Source organism: Collimonas sp. OK242, from assembly GCF_900107095.1.
Taxonomy (GTDB): Bacteria; Pseudomonadota; Gammaproteobacteria; order Burkholderiales; family Burkholderiaceae_D; genus Collimonas.
Genome location: NZ_FNOR01000004.1, coordinates 120,503 through 135,676, shown reverse-complemented (window position 1 = coordinate 135,676; position 15,174 = coordinate 120,503). Strand labels below are relative to the sequence as shown.

Below are 15,174 nucleotides of genomic sequence, written 5' to 3'. Positions count from 1 at the left end.
AAGATCCTCAAGTAACTAATGCCACACTCGCCTGATTCAGCAGAAGCATCCGCCAGTTCCGACCCGCAGGCACTTCATATACTGCAAACGGTATTCGGTTACCCATCTTTTCGTGGCCAGCAGGCTGAGATTGTCAGTCATGTAGCCAATGGCGGCGATGCGCTGGTGCTGATGCCGACCGGCGGCGGCAAGTCGCTGTGTTACCAGATTCCGGCATTGTTGCGGGATGGGGTCGGGGTGGTGGTGTCGCCGCTGATCGCGTTGATGCAAGACCAGGTCGATGCGCTGGCGGAAGTCGGCGTGCGCGCCGCCTTCCTGAATTCTACCCAAACCTACGAAGAAGCATCGCAGATCGAACGCCGCGTGCGCAGCGGCGATCTCGATCTGGTGTACGTGGCGCCGGAACGCTTGCTGACGCCGCGTTGCCTGGATTTGCTGGAGTCTTCCAAGATTGCCTTGTTTGCGATTGATGAAGCGCATTGCGTATCGCAATGGGGGCATGATTTCCGGCCCGAGTACATCAAGCTGTCGATCCTGCACGAACGTTTTCCGAACGTGCCGCGGATTGCACTGACCGCCACTGCCGACCAGCAGACCCGCGAGGAAATTGCGCTGCGCCTGCAACTTGAGCAGGGCGCGCGTTTCGTTTCTTCCTTCGATCGCCCCAACATCCGTTATCAGATTGTTGAAAAAGCCAACGGCCGCAAACAGCTGCTCGACTTCATTCAAAGCGAGCATGGCGGCGACGCCGGCATTGTGTATTGCCTGTCGCGCAAGAAGGTTGAGGAAACCGCTGAATTTCTGGGACAGCAGGGGATCCAGGCTTTGCCCTATCACGCCGGCATGGACTACGCGCAACGGACCAGGAACCAAGGGCGCTTCCTGCGTGAAGACGGCATCGTGATGGTGGCCACCATTGCGTTCGGCATGGGGATAGACAAGCCGGATGTGCGCTTTGTAGCGCATCTGGATCTACCCAAGAGTATCGAGGGCTATTATCAGGAAACCGGCCGCGCCGGCCGCGACGGCGGACCCGCCAATGCCTGGATGGCGTATGGCTTGCAAGACGTGGTGCAGCAACGGCGCATGATCGATGAGTCGGAAGCCGGCGAGGTCTTCAAGCGGGTGCTGGGCGTGAAACTGGATGCCATGCTGGGGCTATGCGAAACCCTGCATTGCCGCCGCGTGCGCTTGCTGGACTATTTCGGCCAGGGTTCGGAGCGTTGCGGCAATTGCGATACCTGCATGAGCCCGCCGGTGTCATTCGATGCGACGGTGGTGGTGCAGAAGTTGCTGTCGACGATATACCGGGTCGACCAGCGCTTCGGCGCGATGCATGTGATGGATGTCTTGCGCGGCATAGACTCCGACAAGATCAAGCAATGGCGTCACGACCAGCTGTCGACGTTTGGCATCGGCAGCGATCGCAGCGAAGCCGAGTGGCGGGCTATCTTGCGGCAGTCGATTGCGCTTGGCCTGATCACGGTCGACCACGAAGCATACAGCGCGCTCAAACTGACCGATGCGGCGCGGCCGGTGCTGCGCGGCGAGCAAGCGGTGCAGTTGCGGGAATACCAGAAACCGGTCAAGCAGAAACGTAGCGGCAGCAAGCCGAAGGGTTATGTCGAAACGGATCTGTCGACCTTGGAACAGGCGATTTTCGAGAAATTGCGCTGGTGGCGGGTCGAGACTGCGCGCAAACACAACGTGCCCGCTTACGTCATCTTCCACGATGCCACCATGCGTGAAATCGCCAAGGCGCAACCAGCTTCTCTGGATGATTTACGCGGCGTCAGCGGCGTTGGCGAGAAGAAGCTGGAAACTTATGGCGCGGAAATTGTGGAGCTGATTGCCGAATTCGCGTAATGTTTTAGATGCAGCTTTGGCGGCGCTCGACAGCAGCGCCGCCAAACCGTTTAAGCTGCCGTACCCAGAGCCGCCATCAAGGCTTGCCTGATTTTCGCTTCTTGCGGAGCAACCCCGAAACCTACCATCACACCTTGCGCATCAAAGAAGCGGCAGATGGTGGTGGCGCCATCCAGTTCGGTTTCCCAGCGGCCGGTGGCCACCGTGTGCGGCGGCGGCGCCATCAGCGCCAGCGGATAGCTCGGTGTCTTGACGATCACCGGCGCATGTTTCAGATCGATTTCGGTATCTTCGCCAGTCAATGACTTGGCAATCGCACGCGCAGCGGTAAGAATCGGTGCGATGTACGGCAAGGGACTGGTGCGGCCTTCACGGTCGACGCGGTATTCGGCGCAATCGCCGAGCGCATACACGTCGGCAGCGCTGGTGCGGCCATGGCTGTCGACCATGATGCCGCGGCCAGTGGCCAATTGCGCTGCTTGCGCCAGAGCCAGGTCGGGGCGCAGGCCGACTGCAGACAAGACGACATCGGCCACCACCGCTGCGCCATTCGCCAAGGTGATGTTGATTGCATTGCCGGCATGGTCGATGCGCGCGGCAGTGGTGCCAAGCTGCAGGCTGATGCCGCGCCCTGTCAGCGCTGTCTGCAAGCCTTGGCATAAAGCCGGCGCCGCCAGTGCCGCCAACGGCGACGGGTTGGGATCGATCAACGTGACGACATGGCCATGCGCAGCAAGATCGTCGGCAAATTCGCAGCCGATCAAACCGGCGCCCAGGATCGCGACTCGGGCCGATGCCTGCAGATCGGGCAGCAACTTGGCGCGGAAGGTAGCGTAGTCGTCGATATGGTTGACGGACAGCACGCGGTCGCTGGCGTCGCCGGCGAGGTCCAGCCGGATCGGCTGGGCGCCGACGGCAAGCACCAGCTGCCGGTATTCGAAAGCGCCGCTGCTGGTGTTAACCACCTTGCGCGCGGTGTCGATGCCGTCGACCCGGGTTCTGGTCTTGATATCGGCGCCTATCTGTTCCGCCATTTGCAGCGCGCTTTGCGAGATCAGCTGCGCCGCCAGTTTCTTTTGGGCGAAGGCGTTCGAGAGCATCGGCTTGGAATAGAAACCGCCATCGTCCGCCGTGATGATCAGAAGCGCGGCGGTTTTGTCCAGCTTGCGCACTTCGCGCGCCAGCGTATAGGCAGCCATGCCGGCGCCGATGATGATGATGGGTTTCATGGAATGTCCTGAGGGGTGATCGGCTGGGTTGACGGTGATGAAAAAGCGGTCTTAGCTCTTGTTTGCATTGAGCGGCAAGTCGCCGCAATGCTTGCGGCGGCCAATTTTACAACATCGGTAACAGCGGGCTGGATCTTGATCATTTTCTTGATCATTTCAACATTCGCCCTGGCGACGCTGCAATTGGGGCATTTCCAGCCGGTCGGCGCATACTAAACGGAATGTAAAATTAATCGATTTTAATAAATTAATAGCTATTAGTAATAATTGTGTGAAATCCCTGTTCATAATGCGAAATTTGCATGGTTGGCGGCGAGCAGTCTGATAAAATCAAAGACTTTCACTTTTCACTCGTTAGACTTGGGGACAGAGGCATATGGATTCGATGATCGATAAAAAAGAAGAGCTCCGCCAACAATTGCGTCAAGCCGCGCTTGAGTATCACGAGTTTCCAACCCCCGGGAAAATAAGCGTAACCCCGACTAAACTGCTGACTAACCAGCGCGATCTGGCGCTGGCTTACTCGCCCGGCGTTGCTGCCGCTTGCGAAGAAATCGTGGCCGACCCGGCCAATGCCTTCCGCTACACGGCACGCGGCAACCTGGTCGCCGTCATCACCAACGGCACCGCCGTTCTCGGCCTCGGCAATATCGGGCCGCTGGCGTCGAAGCCGGTGATGGAAGGCAAGGGCGTGCTGTTCAAGAAATTTGCCGGCATCGATGTCTTCGATATCGAAATCAACGAACACGATCCGGAAAAGCTGTGCGACATCATTGCCTCGCTGGAGCCGACTTTCGGCGGTATCAACCTGGAAGACATCAAGGCGCCAGAGTGTTTCGAGATTGAGCGCAAATTGCGCGACCGCATGAAGATCCCGGTCTTTCATGATGACCAGCACGGTACCGCTATCATCGTCGGCGCGGCGATTCTGAACGGCTTGAAGGTGGTAGGCAAAGACATCAAGAGCTGCAAGCTAGTGGTCTCCGGCGCAGGCGCCGCAGCGCTGGCGTGCCTGGACCTGATCGTCGACCTCGGCTTCCCGATTGAAAATATTTTCGTCACCGACCTGGCCGGCGTGGTCTATAAAGGCCGGGTTGAACTGATGGATCCGGACAAGCTGCGTTTCGCGCGCGAGACTGATGCGCGTACCCTGGCCGAGCTGATCCCGGGCGCCGACATTTTCCTCGGCCTGTCGGCCGGCGGCGTGCTCAAGCAAGATATGGTGAAGGCGATGGCGCCACGGCCGCTGGTGCTGGCGCTGGCTAATCCGACTCCTGAAATCCTGCCGGAAGAGGTCAAGGCGGTGCGTGACGATGCCGTCATGGCGACTGGCCGTTCGGACTACCCGAACCAGGTTAACAACGTTCTGTGCTTCCCTTACATTTTCCGCGGCGCCCTCGATTGCGGCGCCACCACTATCACGCGTGAGATGGAAATCGCGGTGGTGCATGCGATCGCCGAGCTGGCGCAAGCCGAGCAATCGGACATCGTCGCCACTACCTACGGCATCGCCAATCTGGCGTTCGGACCTGAATACATCATTCCCAAGCCGTTCGATCCGCGTCTGATGATGAAGATTGCACCAGCAGTCGCCAAGGCCGCTGAAGCGTCCGGCGTCGCCAGCCGTCCGATCAAGGACATGGAAGCCTATATCGACAAGCTGCAGCAGTTCGTCTATCGCAGCGGCACCTTCATGCGGCCCTTGTTCCAGGTCGCCAAGAAGACGCCGAACGAGAAAAAGCGGATTGTCTACGCTGAAGGCGAAGAAGAACGCGTCCTGCGTGCAGTGCAGGTGGTGGTCGATGAAAATCTGGCGCGGCCGATCCTGGTTGGCCGTCCGGCGGTGCTGCAACAGCGCATCGAGCGTTTCGGCCTGCGTTTGAAGGCGGGTGTCGATTTTGAAGTCATCAATCCCGAGTTCGACGCACGCTATCGCGATTACTGGCAAACCTTCCTGGCGATGACCAAGCGCCAGGGCGTGACGGAACAATACGCCAAGCTGGAAATGCGCCGCCGTCATACCCTGATCGGTTCGATGGCAATCCACAAAGGCGATGCCGACGGCATGATCTGCGGTACTTACGGCACCACCAGCCTGCATCTGAACTACATCGACAAGGTGCTGGGCCGTCGCGAGGGAGTCAATGTGTACGCCGCGATGAATGCCTTGATCCTGACCGACCGCCAGCTGGTATTGGTCGATACCCATGTCAACGAAGATCCGACTGCCGAGCAACTGGCGGAAATCACGATCCTGGCGGCGGAAGAAATGCTGCGCTTCGGCATCAAACCGCGCGCAGCCTTGCTGTCGCATTCGAATTTCGGTTCCAGCAACAGCGCTTCCGCGCTGAAAATGCGGAAAGCCCTGGCCATCATCAAGGAACTGGCGCCGGAGCTGGAAGTCGACGGTGAAATGCATGGCGACACGGCGCTGAACGCCGAGCTGCTGAGAAAAACGATGCCGGATTCGTCGTTGAAAGGCGATGCCAACCTGCTGGTAATGCCGAACATCGATGCTGCCAATATCGCCTACAACCTGCTCAAGAACACCTGCGGCAATGGCGTGGCGGTTGGTCCTATCCTGTTAGGTTGCGCCAAGCCGGTCCACATCCTGACGCCATCGGCAACGGTGCGCCGTATCGTCAACATGACCGCCTTGTGCGTGGTGGACGCGATTTCGGCACGGTAAGATATAAGTATCGCTAGTACGTAAGCATAGAAAGTAGGAATCGAAAGGCCCAGCTTTACTGCCAAATGACAGGCGGTGAAACTGGGTCTTTTTTGTTTTTGACATATATGTCATCCCTGGACTATTGTAAGTACGCTGTTTCATTAAAAAAGACGTATTCATTACAACATCAGGAGATGCGATGTCACAGTATCCCAAGAGTCCGTTGATGGGGCAGATGATGAGCCAGCCGCTGCTCATTTCCGGCATTCTCCAGCATGCAGACCGCTATTTCGGCAGCAACGAAATAGTCTCGCGGCGGGTGGAAGGTGATCTCCATCGCTACACCTATAGCGAATGCCATCGCCGCACACGCCGGCTTGCCAATGCCTTGAGCGCGCTCGGCGTGAAGATGGGCGAGCGGGTTGCCACGCTGGCATGGAACGGTTATCGGCATATGGAGGCGTATTACGCGGTATCCGGTTCGGGGGCGGTGCTGCACACAATCAATCCGCGCCTGCATCCGGACCTGATCGGCTACATTGCCAACCACGCCGAAGATCAATACCTGCTGTTCGATGTCTGCTTCCTGCCGCTGGTGGAGGCGGTGGCGCCGCTGGCCAAGACCATCAAAGGCTACATCGCCATGTGCGGGCCAGGGCATTTGCCGCAAGGCAGCAAGCTGCCCAATCTGATGTGCTATGAAGCCTTGCTGGAAGCCGGCACGGATGATTACAGCTGGCCGTTGTTCGATGAGAATTCCGCTTCCAGCCTGTGTTATACCTCGGGCACCACCGGCAATCCCAAAGGCGCCTTGTACTCGCACCGCTCGACTGTATTGCATTCCCTGGCATCGACCATGCCGGACACCATGAACATATCGGGGCGCGACGTCGTGCTGCCGGTAGTGCCGATGTTTCATGTCAACGCCTGGGGTTTGCCGTACGCGGTACCGATTACGGGCGCGAAAATGGTGTTTCCGGGGCCCGCGCTGGATGGGAAATCCCTGTACGAATTGTTCGAGCAAGAGCAAGTCACCTTTTCCGCCGGCGTGCCGACGGTCTGGCTCGGCTTGCTGAACTATATGGATCAAAACCAGCTGAAATTCTCCAGCTTCAAGCGCACCATCATCGGCGGCTCCGCCTGTCCGCCAGCGATGATGAAGGCTTTGCGCCATCGCTATGGCGTCGACGTGGTGCACGCCTGGGGCATGACCGAGATGTCGCCGCTGGGCACCACCGGCAGCCTGCAGACCAGGCATTTGTCCCTGCCTGTTGAAGAACAGGAATTGCTGCTGCAAAAGCAGGGCCACGCGATCTACGGCGTCGACATGAAAATTGTCGACGACGCCGGCCAGGAGCTGCCGTGGGATGGCGTCACTTACGGCAATCTGCTGGTCAAGGGGCCGTGGATTATCGATACCTATTTCAAGAACGAGGGCGGGGCGGTGCTGCAGGACGGCTGGTTCCCTACCGGCGACGTGGCGACCATCGATGCCGACGGCTACATGCAGATAACCGATCGCAGCAAGGACGTGATCAAATCAGGCGGCGAGTGGATCAGCAGCATAGACCTGGAAAATATCGTGATGGCGCATCCGGCGGTGCAAATGGCTGCCTGCATCGGGATATTTCATCCTAAGTGGGATGAGCGGCCATTGCTGGTGGTGGTCAGGAAACCGGGCATGGAGGTGAGTAGCGAGCAGCTGCTCGAATTTTTTGAAGGCAAGATCGCCAAATGGTGGACGCCGGACGATGTGGTGTTTGTCGACGCCTTGCCGATTGGCGCTACCGGCAAGCTATTGAAAAACAAATTGCGGGAGCAGTTCAAGGAATACGTCCTGCCGACCGCTTGAAGCCTGGTTGCAGTAAGCGGCAGGTTTACTCCAGCTCTCCTGCCTGTTTCCACGGCACGCGTCCGGTTTGCACCGTGCCGGCGGCGCGCTCGCAATGCGCCGGCTGGTCGTCAAAAAACATATGCGGCTTGAAGGCGGCCAGCACATCCGATTTGACGAGACCGCCCATGAAGAACGTTTCATCGATCGCCACATCCCAGGCGCGCAAAGTGCGAATCACGCGTTCATGGGCCGGCGACGAGCGCGCCGTCACCAGCGCGGTACGGATAGGCGCCGCATGCCCATCCGGATTCTTGAAGTTATTCTGGATGTAGGACAGCGCCAGCAGCAGCCGCGCAAACGGACCTTGCGGCAAGGGCAGCATGGCGTTCTCGCGCTCGTGTTTCTCAAATGCTTCTATCCCTTCGGTTTGATAAATCTTTTCCGATTCATCTGAGAAAATAACGGCATCGCCGTCAAACGCGATACGGATCTGCTCCAGCTCTTCCAGCGCATTCTCCGGTTTTTGATACAGCAGCGCCGCCGCCGTGCCGGAATTCACGGCGGCCTGGACATCGTCCTCATGCAGTGACAAGAACAGACTGACATTGAAGGCTTGCAAATACGGCGCCAGCGAAGCGCCGCCGGACAGCACAGCACGCGTGATGTCGAGGCCGTAATGCTTGATCGAATTGAAGATGCGCATCGAGGTTTCACTGGAATTGCGCGACATCACGACTACCTCGACGAAGCGCTGACCGGTCAGGCGATTCAGTTTCAACAGCGCTTTTACCAAGGCGAACCCGGCCCCGGGCTTGAGGACCTGGTTTTCATTGAGCAGCTGGTGACGACGATATTCTTTCAGGCCTTGCTGCCGAAAGATAGCCTCTTCGGTTTCCAGATCGAATAGCGCGCGGGATGAAATTCCGACTACCAGCAAATTATCTAAGGACTGCGGCATGGCGTGTGATCTTAAGGTCGGTTAGCGGGAGCGCTCATTATAGCCTTCAAGGCAACTATTGACGGAGTACCAGGGAGATGCTTGCCTGATGCTGTTTTTGTAACTTATCCGTCGTATTGAGCCAGCTTTGTTCCCGCGCGTTACGTTACATGTTACGTGTCAAAGGCCGCGGCGGCCGGCACGGCAATGTTACCGTTTCAGGCGTAAATATTTCTCTTAGTTATTGATTTATAAGTTCTTTTTCTCATTTTTATGAAAGTGGATGCGCTGCAACTGTTGCTGTTTCGAAGGCGTTTCTGGCTGGCACGCTCTTTGCGAAAAGACAGTAGGCATAGCTTTATCCGATTCATCAAAAAGGGAGATAGATCATGAAAGCATCGAAAAAAAACGGATTGCTGGCGGTATCCATGTTACTGACAGCATTGCTCGCCGGATGCGGCAGCGGCGGCAGCTTAGTTGCCGATGGCGCCGGCGGCAGGACAGTGGGTGCCGGTCCTGGCGGCGGTACGCCGACTACGCCAGTCACGCCGCCGACGCCGCCGACTGCTACAGCGAGCAATCTGGTCACGAATGCAGGCACCACCGTATCGAGCGTAGGTACGGCGGTTGACGGCGCCGGCAACACGATAGTCAGTCAGTTGCCGCTCACTCCAGCTACCAAGACAGCATTGACTGGCGTGATCGACAATGCCAGCGGCATCGTCACCGTGCTCGGCGGCGGCTTGACTAACGGCCTGGGGCAAATTGGCACTGCGCAGGATCCGGTGGGCATCACCGCCGGCAGTACCGGCGGCGTGGTAGCGCAGGTTGGCGCCACGGTGAATAGCGCAGGGCAGGTAGTCACCAGCCTGGGCAGCAGCGGTCCGCTTAGCGCTCTGGCGCCGGTAACCGCACCGGTCGGCGGTTTGGTCAGCACCGTCGGCAACACCATCTCCGGCACTGTGGCGCCGACACTCACTACGGCATTGACGACCGGTCCGGTACAACAAGTCACACAAGCGGCGAGTACTGCGATCGTGCCTTTGACCAACACCGCAGCAACCTTGCTCCAGACCGTCGGTAATACCACAGCGCTGAACCAGCCGGCTAATCTTTTACTGGGCGTGGTTGGCGGCACTGTCGCCAGCGTCGGCGGCGGCCTGACTAATTCCGGCGTGCCTGTCGTCAGCAATCTCGGCCCGGTAGTGAGCAACACAGGCAACCTGGTTGGCGGCCTTGCCGTCAACGGCGCGACCGTCAGCGGCCAGCCATTATTAGGAAATCAAACCGGCGGCATTTTGCAACCGGCTGACAATGCGCTGCTTGGCGCCCTTGTCGGACCGCTGGCCCCCGTGGTGAGTACTGTGAATGGCCTGACCGGCAGCCTCAGCGGTGCGGCAGCCGGCGCCGGTAGCGGTCCTCTAGCTCCGGTCACCGGCCTGTTAGGGACCTTGGGCGGCGCCGCAGGCGGTACCAGCGGTAGCAGTCCTCTGGCTCCGGTCACCGGCCTGTTAGGGACCTTGGGCGGTGCCGCAGGCGGTACCAGCGGTAGCAGTCCTCTGGCTCCGGTAACTAATTTGGTAGCCGGGTTGACCTCATCGGTTTCCGCAGGGACTGGCAGTGCTACAGGCAGCGGACAAGCGACGGGCTTGTTGGGCGGCTTGTTGGGTGGCATAGCTAAAAAATAGGCAGTAGCAGTGGTTTGTAAAAGGTCTTGGTTTCCACCAAGGCCTTTTTGTTTGAACGAAATTGTTGCACCACATGAATTATTGCCGTAATTTAATAGTGACTTGACATCCCGATTATCAGGCAGGTTTTGCCGTCTATAACGAACGAGAGCCGCAGCAGCATGCAACTATTCAAATCGAGATGTTACCGCCGTGCTGCGGTGATCATGGTCGGTGGCGCCCACTGGCTGATGGCGTCGTATTCTTTGCCGGCACATGCGGATGGGCGCAGTCCGCTGCAAGGCAATCCGGCCGACACCTTACCCAAAGCCGAGGCGCCGCCTAGCGCGCCGGTGACTATCAATATCCAGACCCAGGCGGTTGATCCCGCGCTGCAAAAATTGCTGGCAAGTCATCTGACGCCGTCGCGTTTCCAGATTGCCGGCGTGAAAACCCTGCCGTTCGATCAGGTGGCCGCAGTGTTTACGCCGTTGGCTAATCGCGATACGACAGTCGCCGAATTGCTGACCGCCGCCAACAAGGTCACGCAGATGTATCAAGACCAGGGCTATCCACTCTCTTTTGCTTTCGTCCCGGCCCAGAGTTTCGAGAATAACGTGGTGGCAGTCACGATAGTCGAGGGCTATGTCCAGAACGTCAAGATCGAAGGCAATCCCGGCGGCAACGAAGAGCGACTGAAGCAGATTGCTGAACAATTGCGACAAGATCGGCCGTTACGCCGCGCCACTTTTGAACGGGTGGCCGGCATTCTTAGCCTGCAGCCAGGGGTAAAGATTGTCGCCAACGTAGCGCCGCCGACCACCACCGACGGCGCCGCCGATATGGTGTTGACGGTGAAGCGACGACCGGTCACGGTCGGGGTCGGCGCGGATTACCGGCAACCCGGAATACGCGGCTTGTTGACCGCCAGCGCCAATGGCTTGACACCGCTGGGTGAGCAGGTGACCGTCAGTACGCTGCAGCCCAGCGGACCGCAGGACGAGAAATATTATGCGATCAATTATGTCCAGCCAATCGGCAATGACGGCCTGTTGGCCAAATTGAACTGGTCCGACTATCGCGCCCAGCCGGAAAATTCGGCTTTGGAAGGCGTGCAATACCAAGCGCGCTATCAAACCAAAACCATACGTGCCGGCGGCTCCCTCAGTTATCCGGTGATCCTCGATAACACCCATAGCGTGACCGTTACCGGCGGCGCGTATAGCGCCGAAAATGGCCAGGAGTTCACGCGTTCGGTGCCGGCTACGCCAATGACGCTCGAGCTTAGTTCCCAAGTGCGGGTATTGAGCGCCGAAGCCGCATGGGTCGACGTCAAAACAGGGCCGGACAAACTGCAACAGACGCGTCAGCTGAGTGTCGGCGTATATAAAGCTGTGAACGGGCTGGGCAGCAAAAGCGAGAAGAGCAATGTCGACCTGGGCTTTACCAGAGTCACCGTGCAAGCGGCGCAATCGAATCAGCTGCCGGGCGGCTTCGGCGTCGCGGTGGCTACCAGCATGCAATACAGCAGCAATATTTTGCCGACTTCGGAACAGATCGGTTTCGGCGGCAAACTGTTCGGTCTCGCCTATCCGGTTGGTGAATTGGCCGGCGACAAAGGCTGGGGCATTTCGGCCGAAATCAATCATCTGTTCCCGATGAGTTACACCTATCTGAAGAGGGTGCAGCCTTATTTCCTGGTGGATCATTCTCGCGTGTATTCGAATTCCGGCCCATTGACCCACGACACCCTGGGTTCTGTCGCGCTGGGGGTACGCTTTTCGGATGAGCGTTACTACACGCTTGACCTGTCGCTGGCAAAACCGGTGGCAGACGTCCCGGTCAATTCCAGTTCGAGATCGCCGCGCGTGAATGCATCCTACTCATATCAGCTGGATTGAATTTCGCGTCATGTGGGGCGCTTAGGGTTCGATGCGATCTGACGTAAATATATGCCGGAAGATAGCCATTGCTGCGTATTTACCTATGCGCTCAACCATGGGTCGAATCGTCAAAATGGCGCTATTTTTATAATGAAAAAAAGCCATGAAAATTCTATGTGGCAGTTGAATTTTAGTATTGCCTGTAGCCAAGTAATAATTGCCTTTGCATAACTTTTTATTTCATAATGTGAAAAATAATTTCAGCGTAATTCGCATTTCTCCTATGACAGCAATTAGAATAATTTCTCTATTTTTGTGTTTCTAAAAAGGAAAATTTATCTTGAGGTAATGTTTATTCAGGGCTATGCTGATACCGCGTAGTTCGAGATCAGAAGGCGTTATTCGCGGTTGAATGTGGAGTCGTTTTGCCGTGGATTACAACACCCAGGGTAGCTGCATTTACGAGGTATGTGCTTTTTCAGGGGGATCACAATGAATGCCAAATTAATGAAATTTCTTCGGGATGAAGATGGCGTTACTGCTATCGAGTATGGGTTGATTGCCGGTCTGATTGCCGTGGCGATCATTGCCGGGGCTACGACCATGGGAACCCAGCTGGGCTCTATATTCGGCTCCCTCGGCAGCATATTAACAAATGCAGCAAATGCAGCAACCGCAGCTGCGAAATGACAGGAAAAGGCGTTCCAGCTAGTGACCGACCATTAACTGTGTGGCATGCACATCCCACCTATTTATGAGTTCTAGCTAGATGGAATGAAAATGCTGGATACAAATCCTTTTCCGTCGATACTTTTTCTAGTCTTCTGCAGCGCGATATTTTTGTACGACTGCATGTTTCGCCGCGTGCCGAACAGCATTTTGTTGATTGCCGCAGCTTCGCAACTGACATGTTTCCTGTTGTTCGGCAAAGGACTAAATGAGATAGGCTGCTTGAGCGCTTTCTCCGGTTTCGCCATTGGGCTGGCATTTTTCTTGCCGTTGTATGCGCTGCGAGCGATGGCAGCAGGCGACGTCAAGTTTTTTGCGGTCCTTGGCTTATTACTTGGGCCCGGCATGCTATTGCCAGTGTTCTTGATAGCGTCGCTGATCGCCGTCGTTCACGTCATATTGCTTTACGTCTCCCGGTCGGGGATAGGGGCGCGTTTGCAACTGGCCATGATGTGGGTGATGCACCGGCCTATGTATCAGCGGATGCTGGAGAAGCGCGGTAACCGTGTAGGAATTCCTTATGCAGCGTACATGGCTTTGGCTGGAGCCTGGATGGGAATGCACAGTGCCGGGGTAGTGTCAGGATTTAATTGACTTGTTTTCATCATGTATGTCGGCGTAACACGTGTCGGTCATGCATTGATCGTATCGGCGGTAGAGATCGGGAGCAGGGATGTATAACAAATATAAATATGCTGCTCATCCCGGCATGGGAGCGAGAGCCAGGGCCATAGTTCAGCGCGGTGTTGCAGCGATAGAATTTGCATTGATCTTTCCTGTATTTTTCCTGATGCTGTACGGAATAATTAACTACGCCATGATTTTCATGGCCCAGCAGTCGCTGACACTGGCGGCCGAAGAGGGCGCGCGTGCCGCGCTGCGATACACCCTCGTTGATGTCGATCGCGGCACGGCGGCCTGTGCTACCGTCACCCCGCTTGTCAGCTGGCTAGTGCATGCCGACCAGTGCCAACCGCCTACACCTGCTCCATGCGCAGCCCTCAGCAGCGCACGATGCATCACGGTCAAAGTCACTTATCCATATAGCACTTACCCACTGGTGCCGCCATTGCCGGGAATGAGTGCTGCGCTACCCGCCACACTGGGAAGCGCGGCCACTGTGCAGATTGATTGAATATTGTCTTGGCATTCGACGGGAAATTATTTATCTGTTGGAGACATTTTTTTATCGCTCTCGAATCGGTGAGCCGATGACTTAGCGTCTTTGCAGATTTGAATTTTGCATGGAAATCACTTTGAACAATCCTTTCGTTCGGATAGGTATCGGGCACACGCTATGAATAACCTGACAAAAATTGTGGCAGCGATACTGGTAGCAGCGGCGCTCGGCTTGGCATTTGTCGCCTGGTGGCTGGGCAGTCGCCCGCCACCGCCGATTGCAGCGGTACCGGCGGCGGTAATCGCCAGCACTTCCAAACAATATGAGGTTGTAGTGGCGGCGCGCGCGCTGGTGGCGGGCAAGGCGATTGCCACCGACGACATCAGCCTGGTGACCTTGCCGATCAATCCCGCCGGCGCGTATAGCCAGGCCAGTTCGGTAGTTGGCAAAACTCCCTTGATTGACATCGGCGCCGGTACTCCGATTACAGAAAGCGGCCTGGCTAGCGGCCTGGCCGTGAAATTGGCGGACGGCGAACGCGCGGTGGCGATTCCTGTCGATGAAATTGTGGGCGCCGGCAATCATGTCCAGGCGGGCGATTACGTGGATGTGTTTTTCACTCTCAAGCAAGGCCAGGAGAGCGAAAAATCGCAGTCGCGTTTGCTCATGTCGCGCCTGCAAGTTCTGTCTTATGGTGCGGCAGTGATCGGCACCGCAACCGGTAGCGGCAGCGCAGGAGCGATACCGAAGCAACAGACGGCGCAATCCAGCCAACAAGCGCAATCGCCGCAGCAAGCCCAGCAAGTCGCTCGTACTGCAGTGCTGGCGACGCCGGTTGCAGATGTCAATCGACTGCTGCTGGCGACCCAGAACGGCAAGTTGATGCTGGCATTGCGCAATCCTGGCGATGCAACGACGCCTGATCCAGCATTGTTCCCGGTGCCGACGGCCGTACTGACAGGGAAAAAGGACCTGACCCGGGATCAACAACAAGCCATGAAACAGCCTGATAACCAAGCGTTTGCCGGCATGGAGATGAGCGGATTGGCTGGTGACTCCAAATCCGCATCCAGCCGCAAGCCTTATGCCAATAGCGTCGCTGTGCAAACGGGTGCGGCGCAGATCCGCGGCGCCAATAACTCCGGAACAGTTGAGGTGATCCGCGGTACGCAACGGGAGTCAGTGGCCTTTTGAGGCGAAGATGTTTTTCAATGGCAGGCCTATATCAATAACAGGAT

General features: G+C 57.1%; 12 protein-coding genes. 10 read left to right on the top strand and 2 right to left on the bottom strand.

The annotated features are described in order from the left end of the window. Positions 1-18: 18 nt before the first annotated feature. On the top strand, positions 19-1,866 hold the full coding sequence (gene recQ / locus BLV81_RS05270) for a DNA helicase RecQ (protein ID WP_092353146.1): 1,848 nt from the start codon (positions 19-21) through the stop codon (positions 1,864-1,866). A 50-nt stretch (positions 1,867-1,916) separates the two neighbouring features. Here recQ and BLV81_RS05265 read toward each other — a convergent pair whose 3' ends face one another. After that, positions 1,917-3,095 carry an FAD-dependent oxidoreductase gene (locus tag BLV81_RS05265; protein ID WP_092353144.1) on the bottom strand — a complete coding sequence of 393 codons (1,179 nt, stop codon included), beginning with the start codon at positions 3,093-3,095 and terminating at the stop codon, positions 1,917-1,919. 15 nt (positions 3,096-3,110) lie between these two features. Here BLV81_RS05265 and BLV81_RS05260 point away from each other — a divergent pair, with 15 nt between their 5' ends. The 3 genes from BLV81_RS05260 (at position 3,111) to BLV81_RS05250 (ending at position 7,618) form a co-directional block, all read left to right on the top strand. Next, positions 3,111-3,311, top strand: a complete 201-nt coding sequence (locus tag BLV81_RS05260) for a hypothetical protein (protein WP_092353142.1) — start codon at positions 3,111-3,113, stop codon at positions 3,309-3,311. Positions 3,312-3,471: 160 nt separating this feature from the next. Beyond that, positions 3,472-5,784, top strand: a complete 2,313-nt coding sequence (locus tag BLV81_RS05255; RefSeq protein WP_092353140.1) for an NADP-dependent malic enzyme — start codon at positions 3,472-3,474, stop codon at positions 5,782-5,784. A gap of 181 nt (positions 5,785-5,965) precedes the next feature. Beyond that, entirely contained in the window at positions 5,966-7,618 is a 1,653-nt protein-coding gene (locus tag BLV81_RS05250; protein ID WP_092353138.1) for a 3-(methylthio)propionyl-CoA ligase, read from the top strand. A 25-nt stretch (positions 7,619-7,643) separates the two neighbouring features. Here the strand turns inward: BLV81_RS05250 and BLV81_RS05245 are convergent, their stop codons facing one another. After that, positions 7,644-8,558, bottom strand: a complete 915-nt coding sequence (locus BLV81_RS05245; RefSeq protein ID WP_092353136.1) for a 5'-nucleotidase — start codon at positions 8,556-8,558, stop codon at positions 7,644-7,646. A gap of 368 nt (positions 8,559-8,926) precedes the next feature. Here BLV81_RS05245 and BLV81_RS05240 point away from each other — a divergent pair, with 368 nt between their 5' ends. The 6 genes from BLV81_RS05240 to cpaB all read left to right on the top strand — a co-directional run bounded on the left by BLV81_RS05240 (position 8,927) and on the right by cpaB (position 15,130). Then, a complete protein-coding gene (locus BLV81_RS05240) occupies positions 8,927-10,225 on the top strand; it encodes a collagen-like triple helix repeat-containing protein (protein ID WP_092353134.1) in 1,299 nt (432 codons plus the stop codon). Between the two features lie 161 nt (positions 10,226-10,386). Further along, complete coding sequence (locus BLV81_RS05235) at positions 10,387-12,105, top strand: ShlB/FhaC/HecB family hemolysin secretion/activation protein (protein WP_255364972.1); 1,719 nt, start codon at positions 10,387-10,389, stop codon at positions 12,103-12,105. A gap of 474 nt (positions 12,106-12,579) precedes the next feature. Further along, the gene (locus BLV81_RS05230) at positions 12,580-12,777 is read left to right on the top strand and encodes a Flp family type IVb pilin (protein WP_092353409.1); all 198 of its coding nucleotides are present in this window, start codon (positions 12,580-12,582) and stop codon (positions 12,775-12,777) included. A 90-nt stretch (positions 12,778-12,867) separates the two neighbouring features. Continuing rightward, positions 12,868-13,410 (top strand): A24 family peptidase, encoded by a 543-nt coding sequence (locus BLV81_RS05225; protein WP_092353130.1) that lies wholly within the window; start codon positions 12,868-12,870, stop codon positions 13,408-13,410. A 115-nt stretch (positions 13,411-13,525) separates the two neighbouring features. Beyond that, positions 13,526-13,951, top strand: a complete 426-nt coding sequence (locus BLV81_RS05220) for a TadE/TadG family type IV pilus assembly protein (RefSeq protein WP_092353407.1) — start codon at positions 13,526-13,528, stop codon at positions 13,949-13,951. Positions 13,952-14,113: 162 nt separating this feature from the next. After that, the gene (cpaB, locus tag BLV81_RS05215) at positions 14,114-15,130 is read left to right on the top strand and encodes a Flp pilus assembly protein CpaB (RefSeq protein WP_092353129.1); all 1,017 of its coding nucleotides are present in this window, start codon (positions 14,114-14,116) and stop codon (positions 15,128-15,130) included. Positions 15,131-15,174: the final 44 nt, after the last annotated feature.

Excerpts from the sequence above, each read along its gene's own strand:
- BLV81_RS05235 (WP_255364972.1), top strand. The coding sequence starts at position 10,387 with ATGCAACTATTCAAATCGAGATGTTACCGCCGTGCTGCGGTGATCATG.
- BLV81_RS05230 (WP_092353409.1), top strand. The coding sequence starts at position 12,580 with ATGAATGCCAAATTAATGAAATTTCTTCGGGATGAAGATGGCGTTACT.
- BLV81_RS05265 (WP_092353144.1), bottom strand. The coding sequence starts at position 3,095 with ATGAAACCCATCATCATCATCGGCGCCGGCATGGCTGCCTATACGCTG.
- BLV81_RS05220 (WP_092353407.1), top strand. The coding sequence starts at position 13,526 with ATGGGAGCGAGAGCCAGGGCCATAGTTCAGCGCGGTGTTGCAGCGATA.
- BLV81_RS05255 (WP_092353140.1), top strand. The coding sequence starts at position 3,472 with ATGGATTCGATGATCGATAAAAAAGAAGAGCTCCGCCAACAATTGCGT.
- BLV81_RS05225 (WP_092353130.1), top strand. The coding sequence starts at position 12,868 with ATGCTGGATACAAATCCTTTTCCGTCGATACTTTTTCTAGTCTTCTGC.
- BLV81_RS05240 (WP_092353134.1), top strand. The coding sequence starts at position 8,927 with ATGAAAGCATCGAAAAAAAACGGATTGCTGGCGGTATCCATGTTACTG.
- cpaB (WP_092353129.1), top strand. The coding sequence starts at position 14,114 with ATGAATAACCTGACAAAAATTGTGGCAGCGATACTGGTAGCAGCGGCG.
- recQ (WP_092353146.1), top strand. The coding sequence starts at position 19 with ATGCCACACTCGCCTGATTCAGCAGAAGCATCCGCCAGTTCCGACCCG.
- BLV81_RS05250 (WP_092353138.1), top strand. The coding sequence starts at position 5,966 with ATGTCACAGTATCCCAAGAGTCCGTTGATGGGGCAGATGATGAGCCAG.
- BLV81_RS05245 (WP_092353136.1), bottom strand. The coding sequence starts at position 8,558 with ATGCCGCAGTCCTTAGATAATTTGCTGGTAGTCGGAATTTCATCCCGC.